The 24,652-nt window shown below is 48.3% G+C and carries 26 protein-coding genes and 1 other RNA gene; 12 read left to right on the top strand and 15 right to left on the bottom strand.

Annotated elements, in window-relative coordinates:
• The first annotated feature begins 119 nt into the window (after positions 1–119).
• The gene (locus KJS63_RS07710; RefSeq protein ID WP_213618616.1) at positions 120–257 is read left to right on the top strand and encodes a hypothetical protein; all 138 of its coding nucleotides are present in this window, start codon (positions 120–122) and stop codon (positions 255–257) included.
• Here KJS63_RS07710 and KJS63_RS07705 read toward each other — a convergent pair.
• The 3 genes from KJS63_RS07705 to KJS63_RS07695 form a co-directional block, all read right to left on the bottom strand.
• Positions 254–1,690, bottom strand: a complete 1,437-nt coding sequence (locus KJS63_RS07705; protein WP_213618615.1) for a L,D-transpeptidase — start codon at positions 1,688–1,690, stop codon at positions 254–256. The genes KJS63_RS07710 and KJS63_RS07705 overlap by 4 nt on opposite strands.
• 252 nt (positions 1,691–1,942) lie before the next feature.
• Positions 1,943–2,185, bottom strand: coding sequence for a ferredoxin (locus KJS63_RS07700; protein ID WP_068619683.1), 243 nt, complete (start codon positions 2,183–2,185; stop codon positions 1,943–1,945).
• A 122-nt stretch (positions 2,186–2,307) separates the two neighbouring features.
• A complete protein-coding gene (locus tag KJS63_RS07695; RefSeq protein WP_213618614.1) occupies positions 2,308–3,591 on the bottom strand; it encodes a DNA polymerase IV in 1,284 nt (427 codons plus the stop codon).
• 145 nt (positions 3,592–3,736) lie between these two features.
• Between KJS63_RS07695 and cimA the strand changes: the two genes are divergently transcribed.
• Positions 3,737–5,353, top strand: a complete 1,617-nt coding sequence (gene cimA / locus KJS63_RS07690) for a citramalate synthase (protein WP_213618613.1) — start codon at positions 3,737–3,739, stop codon at positions 5,351–5,353.
• A gap of 106 nt (positions 5,354–5,459) precedes the next feature.
• Here the strand turns inward: cimA and KJS63_RS07685 are convergent, their stop codons facing one another.
• Positions 5,460–6,038 carry a TlpA family protein disulfide reductase gene (locus tag KJS63_RS07685; protein ID WP_213618612.1) on the bottom strand — a complete coding sequence of 193 codons (579 nt, stop codon included), beginning with the start codon at positions 6,036–6,038 and terminating at the stop codon, positions 5,460–5,462.
• Positions 6,039–6,328: 290 nt separating this feature from the next.
• Between KJS63_RS07685 and KJS63_RS07680 the strand changes: the two genes are divergently transcribed.
• A complete protein-coding gene (locus tag KJS63_RS07680; RefSeq protein WP_213618611.1) occupies positions 6,329–6,775 on the top strand; it encodes a Mov34/MPN/PAD-1 family protein in 447 nt (148 codons plus the stop codon).
• Here the strand turns inward: KJS63_RS07680 and KJS63_RS07675 are convergent.
• From KJS63_RS07675 to KJS63_RS07665, 3 genes are read right to left on the bottom strand one after another with little or no spacing between them, the layout of a single operon-like run.
• Positions 6,761–7,495 (bottom strand): exonuclease domain-containing protein, encoded by a 735-nt coding sequence (locus KJS63_RS07675; protein WP_213618610.1) that lies wholly within the window; start codon positions 7,493–7,495, stop codon positions 6,761–6,763. The genes KJS63_RS07680 and KJS63_RS07675 overlap by 15 nt on opposite strands.
• Positions 7,492–8,568, bottom strand: coding sequence for a DUF294 nucleotidyltransferase-like domain-containing protein (locus KJS63_RS07670; RefSeq protein ID WP_213618609.1), 1,077 nt, complete (start codon positions 8,566–8,568; stop codon positions 7,492–7,494). Before KJS63_RS07670 ends, KJS63_RS07675 begins: the two co-directional genes overlap by 4 nt.
• A gap of 31 nt (positions 8,569–8,599) precedes the next feature.
• Positions 8,600–10,036, bottom strand: coding sequence for an ammonium transporter (locus KJS63_RS07665; protein ID WP_213618608.1), 1,437 nt, complete (start codon positions 10,034–10,036; stop codon positions 8,600–8,602).
• Between the two features lie 296 nt (positions 10,037–10,332).
• On the opposite strand from KJS63_RS07665, the gene KJS63_RS07660 reads away from it, so the two are divergent.
• On the top strand, positions 10,333–10,794 hold the full coding sequence (locus KJS63_RS07660) for a MerR family transcriptional regulator (RefSeq protein ID WP_068619691.1): 462 nt from the start codon (positions 10,333–10,335) through the stop codon (positions 10,792–10,794).
• A gap of 24 nt (positions 10,795–10,818) precedes the next feature.
• The gene (locus tag KJS63_RS07655) at positions 10,819–11,499 is read left to right on the top strand and encodes a zinc metallopeptidase (RefSeq protein WP_068619692.1); all 681 of its coding nucleotides are present in this window, start codon (positions 10,819–10,821) and stop codon (positions 11,497–11,499) included.
• Between the two features lie 166 nt (positions 11,500–11,665).
• On the opposite strand, the gene gltC is transcribed toward KJS63_RS07655, so the two are convergent.
• Together gltC and KJS63_RS07645 are read right to left on the bottom strand one after the other, a co-directional pair.
• Positions 11,666–12,571 carry a glutamate biosynthesis transcriptional regulator GltC gene (gene gltC, locus KJS63_RS07650; RefSeq protein ID WP_068619693.1) on the bottom strand — a complete coding sequence of 302 codons (906 nt, stop codon included), beginning with the start codon at positions 12,569–12,571 and terminating at the stop codon, positions 11,666–11,668.
• 108 nt (positions 12,572–12,679) lie between these two features.
• Positions 12,680–13,279, bottom strand: a complete 600-nt coding sequence (locus KJS63_RS07645; RefSeq protein ID WP_068619694.1) for a rhomboid family intramembrane serine protease — start codon at positions 13,277–13,279, stop codon at positions 12,680–12,682.
• Positions 13,280–13,385: 106 nt separating this feature from the next.
• On the opposite strand from KJS63_RS07645, the gene tpx reads away from it, so the two are divergent.
• Entirely contained in the window at positions 13,386–13,901 is a 516-nt protein-coding gene (gene tpx, locus KJS63_RS07640; protein ID WP_068619695.1) for a thiol peroxidase, read from the top strand.
• 53 nt (positions 13,902–13,954) lie between these two features.
• Here the strand turns inward: tpx and KJS63_RS07635 are convergent, their stop codons facing one another.
• The 3 genes from KJS63_RS07635 to KJS63_RS07625 form a co-directional block, all read right to left on the bottom strand.
• Positions 13,955–14,350: a DUF1499 domain-containing protein gene (locus tag KJS63_RS07635; protein WP_068619696.1), complete on the bottom strand. Its 396-nt coding sequence runs from the start codon at positions 14,348–14,350 to the stop codon at positions 13,955–13,957.
• A 172-nt stretch (positions 14,351–14,522) separates the two neighbouring features.
• A non-coding RNA gene (gene ssrS, locus KJS63_RS07630) (6S RNA) lies at positions 14,523–14,713 on the bottom strand.
• Between the two features lie 104 nt (positions 14,714–14,817).
• Complete coding sequence (locus tag KJS63_RS07625) at positions 14,818–15,591, bottom strand: YesL family protein (protein WP_213618607.1); 774 nt, start codon at positions 15,589–15,591, stop codon at positions 14,818–14,820.
• A 174-nt stretch (positions 15,592–15,765) separates the two neighbouring features.
• On the opposite strand from KJS63_RS07625, the gene KJS63_RS07620 reads away from it, so the two are divergent.
• Positions 15,766–15,864 carry a dihydroorotate dehydrogenase gene (locus KJS63_RS07620; RefSeq protein WP_204249260.1) on the top strand — a complete coding sequence of 33 codons (99 nt, stop codon included), beginning with the start codon at positions 15,766–15,768 and terminating at the stop codon, positions 15,862–15,864.
• Between the two features lie 61 nt (positions 15,865–15,925).
• Here the strand turns inward: KJS63_RS07620 and cshA are convergent, their stop codons facing one another.
• Positions 15,926–17,521, bottom strand: coding sequence for a degradosome RNA helicase CshA (gene cshA, locus KJS63_RS07615; RefSeq protein ID WP_213618606.1), 1,596 nt, complete (start codon positions 17,519–17,521; stop codon positions 15,926–15,928).
• A 306-nt stretch (positions 17,522–17,827) separates the two neighbouring features.
• On the opposite strand from cshA, the gene KJS63_RS07610 reads away from it, so the two are divergent.
• From KJS63_RS07610 to KJS63_RS07595, 4 genes are all read left to right on the top strand, one after another.
• Positions 17,828–18,655, top strand: a complete 828-nt coding sequence (locus KJS63_RS07610) for a YitT family protein (protein WP_068619698.1) — start codon at positions 17,828–17,830, stop codon at positions 18,653–18,655.
• 165 nt (positions 18,656–18,820) lie between these two features.
• Entirely contained in the window at positions 18,821–19,024 is a 204-nt protein-coding gene (locus KJS63_RS07605; protein WP_068619699.1) for a hypothetical protein, read from the top strand.
• A gap of 243 nt (positions 19,025–19,267) precedes the next feature.
• Complete coding sequence (locus KJS63_RS07600) at positions 19,268–20,455, top strand: putative glycoside hydrolase (RefSeq protein WP_213618605.1); 1,188 nt, start codon at positions 19,268–19,270, stop codon at positions 20,453–20,455.
• An 82-nt stretch (positions 20,456–20,537) separates the two neighbouring features.
• Positions 20,538–21,905 carry an MATE family efflux transporter gene (locus KJS63_RS07595; protein WP_213618604.1) on the top strand — a complete coding sequence of 456 codons (1,368 nt, stop codon included), beginning with the start codon at positions 20,538–20,540 and terminating at the stop codon, positions 21,903–21,905.
• A gap of 146 nt (positions 21,906–22,051) precedes the next feature.
• On the opposite strand, the gene KJS63_RS07590 is transcribed toward KJS63_RS07595, so the two are convergent.
• Both KJS63_RS07590 and KJS63_RS07585 read right to left on the bottom strand, forming a co-directional pair.
• A complete protein-coding gene (locus tag KJS63_RS07590) occupies positions 22,052–23,419 on the bottom strand; it encodes an FtsW/RodA/SpoVE family cell cycle protein (protein WP_213618603.1) in 1,368 nt (455 codons plus the stop codon).
• Positions 23,416–23,751 carry a PadR family transcriptional regulator gene (locus tag KJS63_RS07585; RefSeq protein ID WP_068619703.1) on the bottom strand — a complete coding sequence of 112 codons (336 nt, stop codon included), beginning with the start codon at positions 23,749–23,751 and terminating at the stop codon, positions 23,416–23,418. Before KJS63_RS07585 ends, KJS63_RS07590 begins: the two co-directional genes overlap by 4 nt.
• Positions 23,752–24,003: 252 nt before the next feature.
• On the opposite strand from KJS63_RS07585, the gene KJS63_RS07580 reads away from it, so the two are divergent.
• The gene (locus KJS63_RS07580) at positions 24,004–24,456 is read left to right on the top strand and encodes a peroxiredoxin (protein ID WP_213618602.1); all 453 of its coding nucleotides are present in this window, start codon (positions 24,004–24,006) and stop codon (positions 24,454–24,456) included.
• The last annotated feature ends 196 nt before the right edge of the window (positions 24,457–24,652 follow it).

Below are 24,652 nucleotides of genomic sequence, written 5' to 3'. Positions count from 1 at the left end.
GCCTAATCAAACGTATAGCCAACCTTTTTGAAAGCCGTTACAATATAGCTGAATGGGCTGCTCCTCATAAGAAACAACCCATTTTATGCAAAGATAGTTATGAGAGGGGAATAAGCGCGATGTCAACCAAACGCAAACCGCCAACACTTCAGCAGAAGAAGGAGGAAGTCAACAAAAAAGCGCTGATCTGGATTGGCTCATCCCTTGTGGTTGTTGTGATTGTGTTCACGGTCCTGCTGCTGTGGAGCCGAAGCTAGAAGAGCCAGTGATATGTCCTGTGGGGGTTGGTCTGATCGGGTCTGTCTTGCAAAACAAACCGCATCTCCGAGTCCGCTGATAGATCAGGCACAATCCCCTTCCCGATCGTAACCTTGGTCCCCTTCGGGGCCAGGTCAAACAGCTCCTCCACATCCTCCTTGCTCATCCGGATGCATCCGAGCGACTCATCCTTGCCTATGCTGTCCGGCTCGTTCGTCCCGTGAATCGCATAGTTCGTATCTGACAGCTGCATTCCTCTGCTGCCAAATTCCCCATTTGACCTCCCATTCGGATTCACAATCTTCTCTGTTATCGCATAACTACCTTCAGGCGTGCGGTCCGCACCAAGCCCTACCTTGTAGCTGCGTAGAATTACATTCCCGCTGACCAAGGCCAGACGGTGGCTGGTCTTGTCGACCAAAATCTCCAAAGGCTCATTAAAAAATGGTTTGCTGCCAGCATGCGCATTGCTGCGGGTCCGCCCATCAGTCCCAGCAGCGCTCTTCGTCGAGCCGCCCTTCGAGCTCCCATTTGCCCCTGTTCCAGACGGATCATGGTCCTCCTGAACAGCCTGTTCGAAGGCAGCTTCCAGCTCGGGACTGCTTCCGGCAATCCAGTTGTCCGGGTAAGGCTTGACGAGCTCTCCCAGCTTTGCGGGCTTCCTGCCGTTCTTCTGCCTGAAATGCTCTACCGCGGAAGTCACAACCGCGCTTGCTTCCTGCTCCTTCGTCCACTGGTTGGCCTTCTTTCGAAGCGGGCCCTCATCCGGCGGCTTGCACTCACAGCTCTTCGCGTCATAAGACTGCACGGCTGCTCTGCCGCTGGCCGGGTCTCTCTCCACCGTGAACATCACCGGCATGTCACGCTTCCACAGCAGCCACTTACCGTGCTGCCGCATCCCAAGTACGGCTGTTAGTTGCGCCTGCGGTCCCTTGCCCATGATCAGTTCCCCAAGGGCTTTATTTCCCGCCCCGCCGCCATAGGCCTTAGCCGTAAATGCCAACGAAGCCGCGCGGGGTCCCTTGACAGGTGCTGACGGATTGTCCACCTCCTGAACAGGCAGCGTCAGATAATCCTCTTCGATCGAAGATGTATCCACAGCCACCATGGAATTCTCAGCGATGCTTGGATCATCAATCGAAGGAATAAACATCAGGAGCAGAATCATCAGGGCTAACAGCAGCTTACGCTTTCGGCGGCTTCTTCGTTCCTTCTGCGCCGAGGCTTCAAGCAGCTTCGCTTCATATTCCTTCCACACCTCGGCGGGAACCTTGCTGCTCTCAAATGCTTCATAAATATGACCCGCTTTATTGAAGCAGTAATTCGCCTTCCCGACCTGACCGCTTCGCTCATATTCTTTACCCAGCAGATACCAAGCCATCTTATTGCCGGGATGCATCTCGACGTATTTCTTCAGATATGAAGGGTTCATCGAAACCTCCTGGTATATGGTTTTTTTATGTATCGGATCTTACTTTTCTCTTATCAGCCAATGCTACCAGCCCTTATTTATATATCGGCAGACGGGTTTAAGTCTATAGATCAAGGGAGCTCTAAGCGGCAAGTCACGACTTTATACCCAAGGGTATAATATAGGAAATTAAACCCAAAAAAAAGACATCCCCCATCCTTTAAATCAGGATGAAAGATGTCTCATGGTGAATATCAACAGAGGGCTGTAATCTTAGCCTTCCTTGTTAAATGGAGTATCGGCGATCTTGATGGAGTCCGTAGGGCAGCCATCGCAAGCATCTTGAAGATCGTCGTACAGGTCCTCACCAATTTCTGTGTTACCATGGTTTCCGTCACCCTTGTAGATGACTTCAGCCAAACCTTCATCGTCATAATCGTAGATATCTGGTGCTGTAGCTCCGCATGCGCCGCACGCGATGCAAGTATCTTTCTCCACCCAAGTATATTTCGCCATATTAATCTGCCTCCTAATATAAGACGGTACAAGTCCGGTGCGTTCCACCATGTACAATATATAATAATATAACCACAATTTCAAATGCTTTTGCAGGTAATCTTAACTGATAATTATTATCATCATTCCCGCTTCTCTCTAAGAAAATCAGTCTGCAGGGAAGTGCCCCGAATCCGGTGATTCCGGATCAAGGTGGAGGGGTCGTCCCCCAGCATTCCGGCTGTAAGAACAGCACTCTCACCGAACTTGTCGCGCAGCATATCCATCGTTTTGGTGAGCTGCTCCTTTTTGGGCTGCTTCTCATAATCAAATAGATCCAGCTGAAGTGCCGATTCATCCTTGGGAACCAGGTTCTGGACTGTAATTCCAAGAAGACGCACAGGATGTTCTTCTTTCCAGTGACGCTGATACAGTTTACAGGCTTCCCGGTAAATGTCCTCCATATTCTCGGTCACTTTGCCCAAGGTCTGAGAGCGGGTTATCGTCTTCATATCCGGTGTGCGAATCGTGATTTGCACCGTCTGTGCCATCATATTCTGCCTTCGCAACCGGCGTGCAACCTGATCAGCCAAGTTCAGCATCACACGGGATATATCTTCGTACTTGCTGATGTCTCTTGGAAGCGTTGTGGTATGGCCAATCGACTTGTTCTTGTCCCTCTCTTCCTTTACAGGGGAGTCATCGATTCCCCAGGCAGCCTGCTTCATCCAGAGTCCCATCACTCCGAACTTCTCCGCAAGAAGCCGCTCGTCTGCGGCAGCCAGCTGGCCAAGCGTATAGATCCTTAACCGCTGAAGCTTCTCCGCCGTTTTCCGGCCTATTCCGAACATCTCCGCGCAAGGCTTGTCCCAGAGCAGCTTGGGTACATCCCTGATCCGGAGCACAGTTATGCCGTTTGGCTTCTTCATGTCCGAGCCCATCTTGGCGAGAAGCTTATTGGGAGCAACGCCAATCGAACATGGCAGGCCAAGCTCATTGCGGATTCTCCCCTGGATTTCCTCGGCAATCTCCAGCGGGGTTCCAAACTGCTTGGAGCCCGTGATGTCCAGATAACACTCATCGATGGACACAGCTTGAAGAAGCGGGGTGTATCCATAAGCAATATCCATAAAAGCCTTTGAATACTTGCGGTACAGATGAAAATCCGGAGAGATGACAATGAGGTCCGGACACAGCTTAAGCGCCTGACTGACCAGCATGCCCGTTGAAATGCCCAGCCTCCGCGCCGCATAAGAGCACGTCACTATCACACCCTTGCGAAGCTCCACACTGCCAGCTACCGCTGTAGGCCTGTCTTTGTACTTGTGCGGCTCCTCTGCTTCATGTACGGAGCAGTAGAATGCATTCATATCTATATGTAATATGACCCGGCCCTTAGCGGGATAATACTCCTCCACATTCTTCACCGGAATCCCCCTCACTTGCTTGTAAATTCATGGTTTTATGCAAAAATCCTAATTCCGTGTTACATTTAAAATAACAAATGTTATAATAATTCATTATACCAAAATACCGTGCATGTTTATGACTTTTAAAGGGGGACTCTCCACTATGTCAAAGGCCTTATCCATCTTCGACACAACCTTGCGTGACGGCACACAGGGCGAAGGAATCAGCTTGTCTGCGGACGATAAATTAAAGATCGCCTCAAAGCTGGACCAGCTGGGTGTGCATTACATCGAAGGCGGCATTCCGGGGAGCAACAATAAAGACATTGAGTTTTTCAAACGGGTCAAAAGCTTAGGGTTAAACGCTAAAATTACCGCATTTGGCAGCACCCGCCGCAAAGACAGCATTGCCTCCGCGGATGCGAACCTCAACCGGGTCATCGAATCCGGAGTGCAAGCCGCAACCCTCGTGGGCAAATCCTGGGACTTCCACGTCCACACGGCTTTGCAGACCTCACTGGACGAGAACCTCGCGATGATCTTTGATTCCATCGCTTATTTGAAGCAAAATGGACTTGAAGTGATTTTTGATGCAGAGCATTTCTTTGACGGCTACAAGAACAATCCGGAATATGCGCTGTCTGTCATGAAGAAAGCCAAGGAAGCCGGTGCCGACTGGCTCGTTATGTGTGATACGAATGGCGGAACTCTTCCCCATGAAGTTCACCAAATTGTATCGGCTCTTGCTCAAGAGGTGCCTGGTGCCCATCTCGGCATTCATACCCATAACGATTGCGAGCTGGCCGTAGCCAACTCACTCAGCGCGGTACAGGCTGGAGCGCGGCAGATCCAGGGTACGATGAACGGATATGGGGAACGCTGTGGTAACGCGAACCTCTGCAGTGTAATCCCTAATCTTCAGCTCAAAATGAACTATGAGGTGTTGGAGCCGGGCAAGCTGGCGCAGCTGACCAATACAGCCCGTTACATCAGTGAAATTGCCAACGTGCATATGCCGAATAACCAGCCGTATGTCGGGACGTCCGCTTTTGCTCATAAGGGCGGTATCCATGTGTCAGCGATACTCCGTGACTCCCGTACCTATGAACATGTGGTACCCGAGACGGTGGGCAACAAACAAAGGGTACTCGTCTCCGAACTCGCCGGCCAGAGCAATATTCTGTCCAAAGCGCAGGATATGGGGATTGAGTTCGACCCGGCCAATGAGGATACCCGGGAAGTGATTAACCGGATCAAGAACCTGGAGCATCAAGGCTACCAATTCGAAGGGGCTGATGCCTCGCTGGAGCTTCTCCTGCGTCAAGCCAACGGGGAATTGACTGAGTTATTCGTATTCGAGTCCTTCAAAATGCTGGTAGAGAAAACCGCCGGCAGACCGGTTGTATCAGAAGCTTTCGTTAAGCTTAATATAGCAGGTTCCAGCGTATATACCGCTGCGGAGGGTAACGGTCCGGTCAACGCACTCGATAATGCCCTGCGTAAGGCGTTAATCACTTACTTCCCGCGGCTGAACGAAATGCATCTGTCTGACTATAAAGTCCGCGTGCTGGATGAGATGGACGCTACCGCTTCCAAGGTACGGGTTCTGATTGAATCCAGAGACCTAACCAGCAGCTGGAATACCGTTGGGGTATCCGGCAACGTAATCGAAGCGAGCTGGGAAGCCTTGGTTGACAGTATCCGCTACGCCCTGCTCGGCGAGAACCAATTGGAGAATCAGGAGATCACCGCAGAGCGCGGGGGAATCGTCAATCATTAATCAAACCGTATGGCTTCGGCCAAACTTCATATCATGACATCAAAGGCCCGTCTAATCCTCTAAGGAGCAGCCGGGCCTTATTCACACCAGTTTATTTAACAATTCGTTACAGATTAACCAATTTCGCCAATTTACGATCAAGCTCATCCGCGGATAGCACACCGATGATCACATCCTGAATCATACCGTTCCGGTCAATTAAGACATTAGTCGGAAAAGCCACGCCATTGTATTTCCGATAGGCGGTCTCTTTTTCATCCAGCAGCACAGGAAATGTCATTTTATAGGTTTTCACAAAATCCTTGGCTTTGGATAACTTGTCATACATGGTAACATTTACACTATAGACATCAAGGTTAGACTTATATTTGTCAGCCAGCTTAACCAAATCAGGTGCCTCATCTTTGCAGGGATCACACCATGATGCCCAGAAGTTGACCAGCAGCGGCTTCTCCCGCTTGCCGCCAACCTGATAAGTTTTGCCGTCCAGCGCAGTTAAGCTAAAGGCCGGTGCTTCAGCGCCCGGCTTCAGTCCGCTCTTCTCCAAAGCAGTGGCACTAATGGAAGCTGGCTTACGCTCACTGGTCCCTGTAAACCAGGACAAGATGCCTTTGTCGGAGTTTTGATATAACGCAACGCCGAGAAGCAGCGCAATCCCGAGCAGAATAAATCCGTTTCGTTTCATGGTTCTCTTTCCTTTGCTGTTAAGGTTGAAGGACTAACTTCTACTATTGTACCCTTAATGAGCAAAATGTTACAGGTGTACGTTAAAGAACCGGAAACTCATAAAATCCTGCCATATAAGTTGAACATAAAAATTACTAATAGACCAGGACATTTCCCTTGTTTTCCTTACATGTAAATCAATAGTTCAGCTTATATACAACGGGGTAGCGTATCCATTCGCGGGTCTGTTTCTGTCCAGGTTTATTTTCACAAATAGAGATGAAATAATTATTCAAAGGAGAGAGTATCATGCAGCTTCAATCCCGTCAGCAGTGCATCCTCACCCCTGAAGTGCGTCGTTCTTTGGTCACCCATCTATACCGCGTATTTCCGGAGGAAGGCTGCGGTGCACTTCTTGGCGACAAGACAGACAACGGGTGGATTCTGGATCACTTTCAGCCTATTCGCAACACAGCCAGCAATCCACAACATATGTTCAAGCTGGACCCTACGGGCTGGATTACCTCCAGCTTTAATCCGAGATTGCTGGGGATATTTCACACCCACCCCAGTTCATCTCCCGTTCCTTCTCCCGAAGATACTATGCAGCTCCAGCTGTTTGGGGAGATGATCCAGCTTTATTTGATCGCCTCCAGAACAAGTGTAGACGGTGAACCGGACGCCGAGATTGGCGTGTACACGGTGCACCGTCAAGAGAATGGATTATATACGTTAGAGTCTTTAGGTCTTGCTTAGAAACACGTATAAATCTCCTAAGGTTATGATGTTCATCTGCTTGAGCCTTGGGATTAACGCAGCCCACAGGGAGGCTGTCATCAACGCATCTTCGAGGGCATGATGGCGGGTTCTAATGGGAAGGCCGTAGGCGTTAAGCCAGTCATCCAGACTAGAAATGCCCCGGTAAGGCTCCAGCTTGCCCGCAATCATCATGGTATCCAGCACCCTGTGGCCGAGATGGGATCGCGTAGTCCTCCATAACGCCTGATCCAGAAATGACTTATCATGTGCACTCCCATGAGCGATCAGCACCCTGTCAGCAATGAAGGACATAAACCCGTGAAGTGCCCCCATCAGGGGAGGGGCCTGGTCGGACATTTCCTGGGTAATACCGGTCAGCTCTGTAATGGACCTTGGAACAGGACCTGAGGATCGGCATAACTCATGAAAGGTCTGATCGGTAATCCTTCCCCCTTCCATCTTCACTGCACCGAAAGACAGAATTTCATCCCCGTGATGCGGATGAAAGCCCGTCGTCTCCAGATCAAATACTGCGGTCTTAAGCTGGGTCAGCGGGATATGAAGGGTCTCAGTTCTTCTCTGCCCTTTGTTCATCGACCTTATAAAAGCGATTTGCTGAGCACTCGGATTTCCTGCCCTCAAAGCGGCAGCCGAGGGAACACTCCGGTTTAACAGGGTATTCCAGAATCCGCCACCTTTCTTGCCGGACTCCTTCATAACCCTTTCCTCTCCGTGAACCGAAGCTGTCTTTGCAGGGTCCTGTACAGCAGCTTAACCGTGCCAAGGCTCTCCCGCAGCTCTTGCTTAACCTCTTTTTGCTTCATCATAGACGGAGTAAGATAGGAGCTTCCCTGCAGCATACCGTCATATACCGTATAGGAGGTCAAGGACCTGAGTTTAAGTGTCGTATAAAAAGCATGGCGGCAGGCTTCAAGGCCAAGCCCCGGGACGGCCTCAAGCCGAATGAGCTGCTTAAGCCGCTCGGCTGTTGAAGTCTCGGGGATACCATACTGCAAAGCGATACATCTCATCCCGTTGACAAGCGGCATATAAAGTCCATATTTAACGTCGAAGCTGCCCGCGTGTTCTCCGAAAGGTTCGGTAATGACCTGACCCAACACATTAAGGCCCGCTTTATGCCTCACTGTTCCCCTAAGCAATGCAGCGGTAAGCGCCTCTCCAGGCTCCATTACTTCCTGAAATGCTTCCTTCCACTCCCTTTCAAGCTCACGGCTTCCCGCAATACACCTCATATCTGAAGCGATATTCAGATATCTAATCTGCTCCCACTGCAGTTCATCCCTCCAGCCCTGCAGCTGCTCACGCCAACCTGTTAGCGTGTGCCTCCACATTGCATTCGATAACATAACATTCCCCGGGCATGGCGGATAACCAACCTTCTCCAGAATTTTGACCAATACCCCGGCAAAATATTTAAAATAAAGCTCGGCCCTCTCTCCACCGCCTTCCCCGATAATCAGCCCGTTATCCTGGTCACTCCATAAGGTCTGTTCTCCACGGCCGGCACTGCCAAAAGCCACAAAAGCATAAGGGACTGGCGGAACGCCAATACCTTCAACTTCAAGGACTTTCTCAGCAAGATAAGCGCAGCGGGCCATCACCTCATCATGCATTTGATTAACTGCATGATTCCAATCGGGCGAGGGCATAGCGGCGAATAAATCCAAGAGCCGGCTCTGCTCTTTAATTCTCGCTGCCCGCAAGGTGCGGGGGGAGGAAGCTGCACGTATGCCCGCATAGTTATTCTCATAAGCCAGCGCTTCAGACATGAATGCCTCACTCCCTCTTCCTGCTTATTATTTATTTAATTACACTGATAGCCCCAAGCTCCGGATTTGTCCGCGCCTTCAGACTCTCTTTGTCGATTTCACCTGTCAGCAGCTGCATTTGTTCTGGGTAACCATAAGTTCCATGTTCGCTGATATCCAGACCCATCATTTCTTCCTCTTCAGTAACCCGAATGCCCATCAGCCATTTCATAGCTGCAAGAATCAAGAAAGAGACAACGAGCACAAATGCAAAGGTTCCGGCGACTCCCAAGATTTGCACACCCAGCTGTTCAAAACCCCCGCCGTAGAATAATCCCGGCTTCCCTACTCCAGTAGCTGCCACCAGCTCTGGTGTAGCGAATAAGCCAGTGGAGACGGCTCCCCATATACCTGCAATCCCGTGGACAGATACAGCAGAGATTGGATCATCCAGGCCGGCTCTTTCCAGCCATTTTCCCGAGAGGAAACCGATAATACCTGCGACAGCCCCAATTACTACAGCAGCCCAAGCTTCCACAAAAGCACAAGAGCCTGTGATAGCCACAAACGCGGCAAGTACTCCGTTCAGCATGCTTGGAATATCTGATTTACCAGCAAATACCCAGGATATGAACAAGGCGGCAAGAGCACCTGCAGCAGCTGCAATATTAGTAGTCAGAGCCACATAACCGAAGAATCCATCCGCAAGCGGGGTTAGAGCACTGCCCGGATTAAAGCCGAACCAGCCAATCCAGATAATGATCACTCCAAGCACCGTAAGAACTTGGTTATGACCTTGAATCACATTAGGCTTACCTTCTTTATTATATTTGCCAAGCCGGGGCTTAAGCAGGAATGTGGCCGCCAAAGCCGCTGTCGCGCCTGTCAAATGTACTACTGTAGAGCCGGCATAGTCCTGCATGCCAAGGCTTCCAAGCCATCCGCCGCCCCATACCCAGTGAGCGACTACTGGATAGATAAGGATCATAAACAAAGTTCCGAAAATAATATATACGCTAAGTTTCGCCCGTTCAGCCATCCCGCCACAAGCTATTGCCAGAGACACGGCTGCAAAAGAAAGCTGAAACAAAAATTTGACATTCAGCGATACATTCGAAGCAGAAAGTGAAGCGAAGGAGCCTGCAGCACTGTCCCCTCCGAATAGAAATCCGGTTGTACCCCAGAAGCTGTTCCCGTTACCAAATCCGAGCGCGAACCCTGCAGCCCAAAAAGCAATGACTGCAATACCTAAGGTCAGAACAGTTTTCCCGGCCACGTGACCGGCGTTCTTCATCCGGACCGAACCCGCCTCCAGCAGAGCGAAACCCGCTTGCATAAAGAACACTAACAAGGCTGCCAGAAAAACGAACATCGTATTAAGGCCAATCTCGAGCACCGGTGCGGTCACCTCATCCGCAGCAAAGGCCGAAACCGGGAAAGCCATCAGCATCACAGCTGCAATTAATCCAATCATCCATTTCTTCCTCATTGAAAACCACCCCTAATGTCATGTTATCTAACACGTTTTTGATTTGTTAAAGTGATTATATATCCAAATTGCTAAATAGTACAACAAAAATTTATTAAAAACAGCAATAAAATTAATTAATGTACCACTTCATGTAATGTTTAATTACACAACTTTAGAAACACCAACTACTTTTTGTAAGTGTGACGTTTGACTGTACACTTTAGGATCGTGTATGATATTTTTAGATGTTGGACTATAGGAAAGGCCCATATATAAGAGAGAAAATTCAGGCATAAGTTAGGATAGGATCATCTGTGGAAATAAGGAGTGATTATATTGGAGATACGAAGCTTTACCGCATAGGAGAATTAGCCAAGTCCGCAGGCGTTAGTGAACGGACCATCGATTATTACACAAAGATCGGGCTCATCAGTCCAGAGACCCGTACACAGAAGAATTACCGTCTGTATAATCATGAAACTTTACTACGGCTTGAACGTATTAACCAGATGAAACAAGAGAAGTATACGTTGGAAGAAATACGGGCCAAGCTTGAGATGTGGAACAAAATCACCAACGAAGAACAGGTCACCGAGAAACTCACCGCATTGGAGATCCATATGCAGCAGCTTGAGCGGGAAGTCAAAGAATTGGAACCGATTATCTCCCAGCTCCAGCCTAACCAAATCAATCGTGCATTTACGCATCTCATGCCTCAGAGCCTTGCCTGTATCGAAGCCATCCGTATCCTGCTTAATCATGGGCCATTTACTTAATCTTGACGGTTGGAGGAATGAACGATGTATTTTGACGGTATGTATATACTTATAATTATTGCTTTTATTTTCTCTTTGTGGGCTCAATTCAGAGTCTCGGGCACCTTTAAGAAATGGTCGGACGTTCCAAATCTCCGTGGAATGACCGGACAGGAAGCCGCCAGACACATGCTGGATTCCAACGGACTTTACGATGTTCCCGTGGAACCGGTCAGAGGTTCGCTCACAGACCATTACGACCCGATTGCTCGTGTTGTAAGGCTGTCTGAGCCTGTATATTATGAGAGATCCATTTCTGCTGTATCGGTTGCCTGCCACGAAGTAGGCCACGCTATCCAGCATAAGGTTCACTACCCAATGCTCGTTCTTCGTCACAAAATGTTCCCTGTGGTTAATTTTGCATCCGGGTTTGCTCCGATCCTGCTGCTTGCCGGTCTGATCTTCGGATTCATGAACTTGGTTGGACTAGGAATTATATTCTTCTCGGCAGCTGTAGCTTTCCAGCTCGTCACCCTTCCAGTGGAATTCAATGCGAGCAACCGGGCCCGCGAAATTATGGTCTCTGAGGGATACATTACAAATGAAGAAGAGCGCGGCGTAGCCAAGGTGCTTAACGCAGCCGCATTGACTTACGTGGCTGCCGCTCTGATCGCCTTGCTGGAGTTGATCCGCTATATCATGATTTTCGCTAGCAATCGCGACTAATCAGCATCTTTAATTCAGGGACCGTCCCATAAGACGGTCCCTGCTTTTGTTTAAGAGTTCTATTTGTGTTCAAAAGTCTCCAAGAACGAACAAATCAAAACAAAAGAAGCCGTCCTCTCTGCAGTAAAATTACTCGCTTGGGGACGGCCTCTTTTATTGTTGCGCGCTATTGCTTATATTTAGAAGCAGTCTCGAAGTATTCCAGCAGGAACCGCCGGAACGACTGAGCTACAAGCGGCAGCTTATCATCAGAACGGTGGATCAGCCCTATGGTTCTGGTTACTTTTGGCACCGCAATTCGCACTTTGGCAGGCTGGAGCAGATTAGTCTGGAACAAGGCCATTTCCGGAAGCAGGCTGACACCCATACCCGCTGCAACTAACCCCCGTATTGTATCTGTCTCTTCACCTTCAAAAGCGATTTTTGGCGTAAACCCAGCCTCAAGACAGGCCTGCCACACAATCGGTCGCAGAGAATACCCCTTGCTGAACAGGATGAACTTATCATCCTTAAGCTGACTCAGATGAATGCTCTCCTCATGGGCCAGGGGATGATTCTGCGGCAGGATAGCCACCAGCTCTTCCGTAAGCACCAAATTCCCTTGCACTTGATCGTGGCTCTCCGGGAACGGAGAAATAAAAGCCAGATCAACTTCGGCCATAGTCACGTCCTGGATCAATGACGGGAACATGCCCTGCTTGAACCTGAATTTCACGTTAGGGTACAGCTTGCGGAAATCCGCCACAATGCTTGGGATCAGATGAATGCCAAGACTATGTGGAAATCCAAGCCGGATCTCCCCCTGCTCCGGATCGAGAAATTCATGAACCTCTTTTACCGCGAGCTCCAAATCCTTAAGAATTGTCTCCACCCGCCCGCAAAACAATTGCCCCACTGCCGTCAGGTGAACATTCCTGCCTTTCTGGATAAACAAATCAACACCCAGCTCTTGTTCAAGCTGATGAATCTGTCTGCTCACCGCAGACTGGGCCACATGCAGTTCTTCCGCCGCCTTTGTCACGTGCTCCTTCTGGGCCACCTTTACAAAGTAAAGCAGTTGTCTTAACTCCACTTCCTTAACCTCTCCATTCTGCTTCCAACGCATTCCACTATAGTGCCGCTTTTAATGTTCCAATCCTTAATAATTTCAGACTAACTTTACCATGTCCTACTCTATCCTTCAACGCCGATTTGTCACACGGATCAGCAGGCCGTAAATAAAGAACCCGGTCACGAGCCCGCTAAGATGAGCCATCCAGTTGATATTATCAACCATAAACGAGAAAATCACCCCGATGGCTAGAATGACATAGATCATTTTGCGTGAAGCTTCATCCATCAGCCGGCGCTGAAGCACAGCCACGTATAGAAACGCCCCGTATATCCCGTATATCGCGCCAGATGCCCCAACCGTCATGGTGAGTTCCATCTGGTAGTTATAATAAGCAATGCTCAGCATATTCGCCAGCAGGCCGCTTCCCAGATACAGCACCACGTATCTCCACGACCCCAGCAGTCTCTCCATTGGAGGCGCAAAGACCAGAAGCGCGAAGCTGTTGAACAGCAGGTGGTCAAAGCCGTCGTGCAGGAAGATCGAGCTTATGTATCTCCACTTCTCTTCATCATATGGCGGATAGTTGGTAAGCGCACCAAGCGAGATTAAGTCATTCCCGTTCAGTAAGAGAAGGATGAAGAGGATTACATTAATTAATAGAATCAAGGAAGTTACCGGATAATACCGCAAGTAGTTCTTCCAATTCTCATAACGGATGAAAATCATGATTACTCCCCTTTACCGATTTTGAATCTTTAGGATTGGACAAGCGCTTTTTAAAAAGATTATAATGTATTCTGGCATGTAAAACCATTTTAAGGAGGAGATTCATTTGGCACAAGAACGTCAAACAGCCACATTCAAAGGCAATCCAATCACTTTGGTAGGTCCTGAACTAAAGGTTGGAGACACAGCTCCAGACTTTACTTTGAACAAGAACCTGCTCGAAACCGCAACTTTGCAGGATTATGCCGGCAAGATCAAATTGATCAGCGTAGTCCCTTCACTGGATACAGGCGTATGCGACGCCCAGACCCGCCGCTTCAACCAAGAAGCTGACGGACTGGGAGACAAAGTCGTCATTCTCACCGTAAGTGCGGATCTCCCATTTGCCCAAGCTCGCTGGTGCGGTGCTGCCGGAATCGACCGTGTAATTACTTTGTCCGACTATAAGAACAACTCTTTCGGCGAAGCTTACGGTGTGTTGATCAAGGAATTTGCCATTGATTTCCGTGCGATCTTCGTAGTGGATGCAGATAACAAAATCCGTTATGTCGAGTATCTCAACGAGATGACCGAGCATCCGGATTATGACAAAGCCATTGCGGCTGTTAAAGAACTCATCTAAGCAAAACGGGCACAAGGAAAAAGTTCCTTGGCCCGTTTTTTTATGCTGTACCCCTAACCGCTGGTAGTCTTATATTGACTCAGCTTTTTGTCAAGGACGCCAAACAGCTGAATAATATTCCGGTAGTTGGAGCCGAGATCACCCATGGAACCACGTGAGGCAGAGTAGATATCTACCGCGGAACGGGTAGGTCCCGTCTGTATAATGGACACCGTAATGTCCATCATGCGCCCGAACGTGCTTCTTTTCTCAAGCAGGATCTCACCTACAGTAGGAACCTCATGCAGCACCTTATACCCCGGGATTTTCTTAAGTGTGGAGGATACTTCCTCCCAAGCTCTTTCTTTGGATAATTGATAATAACGTGTTTTAAGTTCTGGCAGCTTCGCCCGGTCGCTGGTCCCTTCATAACTTCGCAGCAGCCCGGTAAGCGTTCTCTTGAGTGACAAAATATTTCCTCCTTCAGTCCGTACGGATCAAAACTGAGATTTGTATACGCTATCTCTAGTGTAACATTGTTAGGAAGCAAACAAAAGTCAATTGATCACAAGACCCCTGTCAAACAAAAAAGCACCCCTGCTTTCCATAAAATGAAAGCCTGAGTGCCTGATTCATATCATTAGGAATCCCGCTTATGCCGTCCGATCACATTGTCTTAGAACCTGCATTGGCAGGTGGGTGACCTCAGCACCGTTTTTGAAGTCCCCTAATCATATAGATAGGGCTTATCAGCCGCGCTGCAATGTTGATCTCCCAAGACATCTTCATTGGTTCAAAACAAAGTATAACCGAAACGCACATCGCAGGATGTATTGATAATTATAGACGCTTACATCGGAAAAGTAAACTAAGTCAGCAGGGAAAATTGATGGTAAAATTCGCCAATCCTCAGTCCTGCTTAGATTTGGTTACCTAGTTAATCTTTCTTGGATTCCTCATTAATCATGTTATCCAGGTCCCCGTCCGCCTTGGCCTCATCAGCCAAGCGCTGCTTCTCGGCCATCTGCTGCATCTTTGTAAAAGTCGCATAGAAGTTGAAGAACGCGATATATGCGCTAAGACTTCCCAAGCCAAACAGAATCAGGAACGGGAACTTAGCAGTGGCTGCAATGAGCGCCCCTACACAAATCACCGTGGAAAGAATCCGCAGTGGACGTACAAGCGTTAAGAGCATTGAATTCTTGAGAATTTGTATGACTCCCATATGATAGTGAGTAACCATGGAGAAGAAATTGAACATTGAAATAATAAGTATCAGCAGGAAGACCAGCATGACCATGCCAATCAACTGGGCGCTGAGCTGATTCATGTAAACCTTATAATCCACAATAACAATAACGAACAACAGCGTATAAAAAATGCCGCCAACAAGACTCTGCTTATAGTTCTCTTTGTAGCCTTTGAAGAAAGTGCGGAATACCGACACATCCGCCTCCCCCATCACCCATTTGCGAGTTACCGCGAACAAGGCCGAGGTGGCCGGGAATAATGTAACCGGTGCCAAAATAATCATAAGATAAATCGTCAGCGTTTCGGGCTGATTCGGCATATTAACCCAAAGCAGATATTTAGTAAGCAGTACAAAAAAGAACGGGATCGAGCACATCAGCCACAATAGATTGCTAACCGCGATTCTTGTAATCCATTCTGTAACTTTGTACAGCCCGCCCATTATTCCTCTTGTTTCCAACTGTTTCTCCCCCTCTGATTGCGTGTCTGTCTAATATTACTATACCCCATTGGGAACCTGCATTCCAGCGCCTATTTTGACCGCTATGGGTAGTCGTCTAATCACGAGTATCCTTTATACCATATGATACTTTGTAAACATCAACATTTACACATTAAAGGAGGGTACCCGACCATGTCTAATGTAGGTGGATACGGCAACATGTTTACTTCTACTGGCACAATTCTGGTTCTGTTTATTCTGCTCGTCATCGTTAGCCGCACATTTATCTAATGTAAAAAAAGAGAGGACGAAGCACCTACCGCTTCGTCCTCTTCGTTTGCATGGCTATGCCTTATTCGTTGTCACTGCGGGTGGAAGGACGGCGCTCGCCGCCGCTTGTGCGCGGTCTGCGGTCATAGGAGGAACGGGAAGATCCGTCACGTCCGCCTTCTCTGCTGCCGCTGTTATATCCGCCCTTGCCACTTCCGTAGCTGCTTCCATAGCTCCGGCCGCCGCCTTCACGGTTATCCCGGCGGTATGAGCCGCCTTCTCTGCCTCCACGGTTGCCATATCCGCCAGACGGTTTGCGTCCGTTGGAGCGGATATCCGGCTTCCGGCGTTTCACGCGGATTGGCTCTTCCGGTGTCAGCTCGATGTTGCCGGTCTCCTTCTTGTCGCCGGTAACCAGCTTAATCGCTGCGGAGAGCAGATTCACCGAATCATACTGTTCCAACAGCTGAATAGCAATGCCTTTGTACTCGTTCAATTCACCGTTCTCCACAAGCTCAATCAAACGTTCAGCTGTAATACGCTGTTTACCTTCAATAGCTTCCGCGATGCTTGGAAGCGGCTTGCGGTTAATCCGGTGGCGGGTTACACGCTCGATGAAATGGAGATGGTCCATCTCACGCGGAGTAACGAAGGAGTAAGCCGCCCCTTCTTTACCCGCACGTCCAGTACGGCCAATGCGGTGAACATAACTTTCCGGATCCTGCGGAAGGTCAAAGTTCACTACATGGGTTACCCCGGACACATCGAGACCGCGTGCGGCCACGTCGGTAGCAACCAGAACATCAATGCTGCCGTCACGGAACTTACGCATAACCGTGTCGCGCTGGTTCTGGGACAGGTCCCCGTGCAATCCGTCTGCAGAATATCCGCGCTTGGACAGCGCTTCAGCAAGCTCGTCAACCCGACGCTTCGTACGTCCGAATACGATGGCAAGCTCTGGAGACTCCATATCAAGCAAACGGGTCAAGGCATCAAACTTCTGACGTTCGTGCACTTCGATGTAAGCCTGATCGATCAGCGGAGCGCTGACTTGCTTAGGGATAACAGATACATGCTCAGGATTCTTCAGGAATTGTTGGGCCAGCTTCTGGATATTCGCAGGCATTGTTGCAGAGAATAGCAATGTTTGGCGCTGTTCGGGGACAAGCTTCAGGATAGATTGGATATCCTCCATGAAGCCCATATCAAGCATTTCATCAGCTTCATCAAGAATGACGGTTTGTACGTCGTCAAGCTTAATTGTTTTGCGGTTGATGTGGTCAAGGAGGCGACCAGGGGTTCCGATAATGATTTGCGGTTTCTTCTTCAAAGCACGGATCTGACGAACGATATCCTGACCACCGTAAATCGGCAGGGAACGGATACCCTTAAAGCGGGACAGCTTGCTGATCTCTTCAGCAACCTGGATCGCAAGTTCGCGGGTCGGCGCCATGATAAGTGCCACAATCCGGTCTTCTTCTCTGGAGATCTTGTTGATCAGCGGAAGTCCGAAAGCTGCGGTCTTTCCTGTACCAGTCTGTGCCTGTCCGATCAAGTCTCTTCCTTCCATAGCGAACGGAATCGATTTAGCCTGAATTGGGGTAGCTTCCTCGAAACCAAGCTCTGTAATGGCTTGTAAAACCTTAGGCTCTAGGCCAAATTCTGCAAATGTACTCAAATTCATTCATGCTCCTTCTATATGGTGGACAAATCCACAATCTTGACGTTATTCTTAAGTAGCGGTAAACGTTTATAGGCTGTCCCATCCTGCAAAAAAATTTCATCTCAGGAGGCAGGGTAAAGCTGGAAATAAACCCTTAAATCATTTAAACTTTACCGTTTCTTTTGAACCATGCAACCGTGACACATATATTCATTAAAATGGAAATCCATCCCTACTCAAGAATATCTCAAACATTATAGCATAAAACATTCTTGAAACACCAGTTACATACCTAGACCAATTTGTGTGAGGTGAAACCATTTGTACAAATTAATCAGTCACAGCTTGGCGGTCATCTTCGGGGCCGCCCTCATTGCCGCGGGTTTCAATCTCTTCTTGGTTCCGCACAAGCTTCTAAGCGGCGGAGTATCCGGACTAGCCATGTTGACCGGTTACTTCACCAGCTTCGACATCGGAAACTTATATCTCATCTACAACATCCCGCTGCTCCTGGCAGGCTTGTTCGTCCTCGGCAGAAAATATATCGGACTGAGCATACTATCCGTCGTCGCCACTACAGCGTTCATTTCCATTATTCCGGTTCCGGCCAAAATGCTTGCTCAGGACGCCCTGCTTGCTTCCGTTTTCGGCGGTGTGCTCGTAGGAATTGGCGCGGGAATCTGCTTCCGGGCCGGAGGGTCATCCGGTGGCTTTGACATTCTGGCCTCCATTGTCACTAAATACCGGGACTTCCCTGTAGGAAGCGTCGTCGTTGTCTTGAATGCCCTCGTTGTTCTGGCTATGGGATATTTAAATGGAGACTGGAACCTCGCTCTTGCCTCCATGGTTTCTATTTATCTAAGCGGGAAAGTGGTTGATTACATTCATATCAGCCATGTCAAGGTGACTCTATTCATCATCACGGATCAGAAAGAAGCCTTACTTGAGAAGCTTCTTGGTCGTCCCCGCGGGGTAACTCTAATAAAGACCCAAGGCGCATTCTCCCACAAAGAGAAAGATATGCTGATGACGGTAACAACCCGTTATGAACTCCAGGAGCTTAGGGAGATTATCAAAGCTACCGATCCGGCCGCCTTTGTTAACATTGTAGAGACGGTTGGCGTAATGGGAGCTTTCAGGCGTAGTTAATTGCCCCGATAGCACCTTTCTTGGTTATATGTTATGATATTGACGCACGGAATCTTTGCCAGTTTCATGGATTGCGAAGTTAAGATTTACCCCCTTTATCTTCACAGGTTAACGGCTTTTCCGGTACGATGAATGATTCTGTAATGAATGATTCCGGAGGAAAGGATGATTATTGTGGATATGGAAACGGTAAAACTTTCTCAGATCGTCATGAAATGGTTCCCCGACATGATGCCATTCTTCAATCCCAAGGAGTTAGATTCCAAGATTCTACTCCGTGACGGCTTCACCGTTCTGGAACCCGAGGATGCTTTAGAGATAATTCAGTACAGCATTTGTGAGCACCAAAGCACCGGGCAGCTTCATTAATTGAAAATCATCAACGCATCAATAAGCCGCTTCTTATTTCTTAGAGGCGGCTTATACTTTTTTTCGGGGACAGTATTAAATTTTGGGATTTTCTAATTTCCGGGCGTTTAACCACATATTTTTAAGTTTAAAAGGACACATCGCTTTAATTTGAATCTATTAAATATAGCAAACCTGATCTTTAAGGCTATGTTTCATTCAGATATAATTATCGAGAATGCTTTACAAGGGAGAGAACTGGACATGAACATCATATGGTCGCTACTGCTGCTTGCTGCCGGTGCCGCTACAGGCGGAAATCCGGCGGATCATCCCGGACATGATAATCTATCGGGCATTCTGAAATCATCCTATCAATCTTTGGTTACCTATTCACAGAACCCGTCCAAAGGAGGCACATCAACTACAACCGGATCGGTGAAGTCAGATCCGCAGACGGATGCCCCCAAAGTAAAAGGGATATACGTCACTGCCTACAGCGCAGGAGGCTCTCGGATGGAGCAGCTGCTTAAACTGACTGACAGTACGGATCTTAACGCAATGGTTATCGATCTGAAAGACGACTCGGGATACATAACTTATCCGACTACGAATAAAGAGCTGCTTAAATACGGAAAACCTCAATCTTTTATCCGTGATATTCATACACTTATGGACCGTCTAAACCAGCACAAGGTATACCCGATTGCCCGTGTCGTAGTGTTTAAGGATACGGTACTGGCCAAGAAGCATCCTGAATTATCCTTCCGCAAAAGTGACGGCACAGTCTGGAGCAACGCCAAAGGCGACAGCTTTGTGAATCCATACAGCAAGGAAGTGTGGGAGTATAATGTGGCCATTGCCAAGGAGGCAGCGGCACTCGGATTTAAAGAAATTCAGTTCGATTATGTCCGGTTCCCTGAAGGATTCGAGAAACGGGCAAATTCTCTGAAATATATTAAAGATGGAAAAAGTCGGGTAGATGCGGTATCCTCTTTTGTGGAGTATGCCCGACAAGAGCTTGACCCGCTCGGCGTTCGTGTATCCGTGGACATATTTGGCTACGCGGCATCGGTTCCTGCTGCAGAGGGAATCGGCCAGGACTTTGTGAAGATCTCCAAAAATGTCAATGTTATCTCGCCGATGATCTATCCAAGCCACTATACGGCCGGCTGGTTTGGAGCCAAAGACCCGGATAAGGCACCTTATCAGACCATCAAGGGCTCCATTGTGGATACTCATAAAAAGCTGGACCCCCTAGGTGAGAAGAAACCGCTCATCCGCCCGTGGATTCAGGATTTTACGGCGAGCTGGCTGGGAAGCGGGCATTATGCCAAATACGGCAAGCACGAAGTGGAAGAGCAGATTCGTGCGCTCAAGGACATGAATGTCGATGAGTATTTGCTTTGGAATGCTAATAACCGATACACCGCAGGTGTAACTTATAAATAAGCGAATGTGATGCGAAAGAGCCCGTTTGCGCGGGCTCTTTCTATTGCGTGCTTGTAAATACGTCTTTGAAATGGAGAAAACAATGAAACATGCCATAAGCTTGAAACAAAAGTATATTCAGTTTTTCCACATTCTAATTCCGATTTTGGTCACCCAAATTACGCTCTCTCTCATGACTTTTTTCGATACGACCATGTCCGGCCATGCCAGCCCCGCAGATCTGGCCGGTGCTGCGATTGGCTCCAGCCTGTGGGTGCCGGTTCAGACGGGTCTAAGCGGGATTCTCATGGGGATTACGCCAATCGTGTCCCATTTAATCGGCCGGGGCGAGAAGGATAAGGCGGATTTCAATGTAATGCAGGCGCTCATGCTCGCCTTGGTTGTCTCTATTGTTGTAATTATTGCTGGCGGCTTTTCCTTGGACCCCATTCTGAATGCCATGAGCTTGGAACCCAAGGTTCAGCATGTAGCCCATTATTTCCTTGTTGCTATTGGCACAGGAATTCTGCCTCTGTTCGGGTATACGGTGCTGCGCTCCTTCATCGATTCCATTGGTCAGACAAGAATTTCGATGATTATCACCCTGCTCTCCCTCCCGATCAATGTAGCTGTGAATTACCTGCTGATCTTTGGCAAGCTGGGCTTCCCTCAGCTTGGGGGAATTGGTTCCGGTGTTGGCTCCTCATTCACTTACTGGTGCATCTTCCTGCTTGCTCTGATCATCGTGCGCAAAGGCGGGGTATTCTCCGAATACCAAATGCTCCGCAAAGTGTACCGGATCTCCCTGGCTAAATGGAAGGAGCTGCTTAAGATTGGAGTGCCGATCGGCTTTGCGATTTTCTTCGAAACTGCTGTCTTTGCCGCTGTGACCTTATTTATGAGCCAGTATGATACGAAGACGATTGCCGCTCATCAGTCAGCACTTAATTTCGCCTCAACACTTTATATGATTCCGTTGAGCATCTGCTTATCCCTGACCATCCTGGTTGGCTTTGAGACGGGGGCATCCCGGCTGAAGGACGCCAAGCAGTACGCAAGACTCGGAATCGGAACCGCAGCCGGCATGTCCGTGCTGACTGCGGTTATTCTCTTGGTCTTCCAAGATGGCGTGGCTTCGCTGTATTCGAACGAGCCACAGGTAATTGAGCTGACTAAGCATTTCTTGCTCTATGCGATATTCTTCCAGTTGTCTGATGCAATTGCCGCCCCGATTCAAGGCGCTCTGCGGGGATACAAAGATGTGAATTCCCCATTCCTGCTGGCCTTTGTAGCCTATTGGGTCATCGGGCTGCCGCTTGGTTATGTTATTGCCAACTTTACCGATCTGGGGCCCTACGGTTATTGGGTAGGACTAATCAGCGGTTTGGCGGTAGCTGCTGTGTCGCTGTATCTGCGTCTGAACTACATTCAGAAGAAATATGCACGGCGGACCGGGCAGTCGGCGGTGTAGGGTTAGTTGCAAAAATTCGGGGCCGTCCCAAAAGACGGCCCCGAATTTTGTTTAGGAGTTCGGTTTATGTTCAAAAGGCTCCGGGAACAAGCGCCTGCTCCCATCGCTGTTAATTTTGGATTTCTTGAACTATTAACCCTCTTCTGTCATTTGTCTATTAAGATGCTATCTCCCTTATCAAAGCGGGAAGTGGCTCTAACCATGTCTTTCCTTCTGTAAATACCAAGCAGCAGGCCTACGGCAGCGAATTCGACGAATAAATGGGAACCACCGTAACTTAGGAAAGGGAAGACTATGCCGAGAATAGGAACAAGTCCTGTTGCCATGGCTGCACTGTACAGCATCCGGGAACCGAGAATTACCGACACAATCAAAAACAGGGCTTTTCCATATGAATCATCCAGCTTTCTAAATGCGGCAATCATGTAACGAATAAAGAGAACCACAATAAATGCTAAGGCAATACCCGCTGCCCATCCAAAGCAGTAGATGAGATAGGTAACAATTCCTTCAGAGTGCAGAAAGGGTACTTTATTGAGCGGTGCTCCGAATCCATGTCCCCACCAACCAGATGACCGGATTGCCTCCCTCATTTGAACATATGCATAACCAAATCCCTTAGGATCAGCATATGGATCAAGTGCACCCTTAACAATTCTGGATATTGAACTATAAGGAGTTGATGTTGCTGCATAATAGTATAGTGCGGCAGCTCCGATCAAAAATGCGGAAACGGGAGCTTTCCAGTCCCGATACATCCATATGTACAAGATACCGCATGTAAATAAATAAAAGGCGAGCTCCGATGCTGCAGCTAACATTACATATATAAATACTGGGGCTAGAAATGCCCCGGATAATATTAATTTACTCTTCCATGGCCTATAACCGAATGTTGAAATTTGACGAGCGATGCCTGCCAAGGCCACAACAAAACAATACGAGCTGATATTGGCCCAATCAAGACCTATCGGTCCAATAAGAATATATCGCTTTACTCCATTCACAACAGGACTATTAAATGTATAAATATAGACATAACCTATTATCATCAAGATGTACAAGTGCCATGACCATCTATATAGCTTACGATAGTCAAAGAAACACACAACCAACATAATGATTATGCTTATGGTTAAAAAAACAACCTGCCTCTGTGGGAAATCTAACTGATAAAACTGTTGAGAAGACCCTGCATAATTCTCATGTACCGACAGTAAAGTCAGCACACTGATGGCCACCAGGATGATTACTGAAATAATGAGCCCATAATGAACTCGTGGCTTATACACCCGGTTGAACTGCTTGCCGAGTACCGCGGGTTCCCCCATTTGTCCAACCGCCCATTCCCAAGCTTCCACAGAGTCATAGCCATCTGCAATTCGCTCTTCCGCCAGCTCTGTCAAATGACTCCCCAGCTCTTCCTTGACAGCTGTATGTACTTCCCTAGCCTTAACATATCCGCACACCTCAGCCAAAAACCTGTCCCGAAGCTCATTTACAGTGATGATCATACCTGACCTCCCTCCCCTAAAACCGAATCGACAGCCTGCCTGAAAACCTGCCACTCCGTCCGCTTAACTTCAAGCTGTCCCCGTCCGCCTTCCGTAATCCGGTAGTACTTGCGCTTTCTTCCTCCGCTCTCGGTCCAGTACGACTCGACCCATTGCTCAGTCTCCATCGTGTGCAGCAAGGGATAAAGCGTCCCTTCCTTAAGGGCAAATACACCACCCGAGCTCAGCTCAAGCTGTTTGATCAGCTCATAACCATACATCGGCTGCCGGGACAGTAAGGTCAGGATCAGAGTTCCGGTGCTTCCTTTGATCATTTCCTTGCTAATCTTCATACCACAATCCTCCTTGCCGTTTAAACCAGCTCGCTAATTTACTTATACATCATTTATCTATGCATCGTATTTCTATGTATAAGATTATAGCTATATCCGCATTTTGTCCACTGTTTTACATATTTTTATCCAAAATATTCCCAGCCCTCTTTTTGCAACAGGAAGCTAACCATACTACAATAGTTGAAGTACGTGTCTTCTTAGGTTATTTATATAGTACCGCCCACTAATTAATAGGAGTGTGATTCAATCATGCTGAGTGTTGGAGCCTTGGCGCCAGCCTTTCGGGCTGACAGTACTAAAGGAACTATAGATCTAGCTGAAGTTATGGGCAGACAACCCATTGTACTCATTTTCTACCCTATGGATGATACACCCGGCTGTACCAAACAGCTGTGTGCTGTGAGAGATGCTGAGCCGTCCTATGCAGGGTATGGGGCGCTTGTTCTCGGTGTAAATCCTGGGACCCTGGAGAGCCATCAGAAATTCGCAGCCAAGCATAACTACGACTTTCCACTCATTGCGGATGTGGACGGACGGATCAGGCATCTGTATGAGGTTGGGAAAACTCTGGGCTTTCTCACCCAGCAGCGAATTGTATATATCATCGGTCTGGATGGCCGAATCGTATATGCAGAGAAAGGGCTCCGGCCTACCGAAGAAATTCTCTCCGCACTTGAGGAGATTTCCAGCAAGAAGGACTAAACTGCCCGGGTCAAATATAGCGGCAGCGGCTGCATCAACGGGCTGACGGTACACTCATTTTTTTGCTTTTCTCTACCTTATACTGAATAAGGATCATCTAGGATAAAGCGGCGAGGTCGCCACCTAGAGCACCTCCCCATAAAAGTCCGGATAACTCCCCGTATGGAGATCCTGACCACGATTTGAAGTATAACAA

The sequence above is a fragment of the Paenibacillus sp. J22TS3 genome (assembly GCF_018403205.1).
Taxonomy (GTDB): Bacteria; Bacillota; Bacilli; order Paenibacillales; family Paenibacillaceae; genus Fontibacillus; species Fontibacillus tuaregi.
The sequence above is the reverse complement of the archived record's forward strand: the minus strand, read 5'-3'. Positions and strand labels throughout refer to the sequence as shown.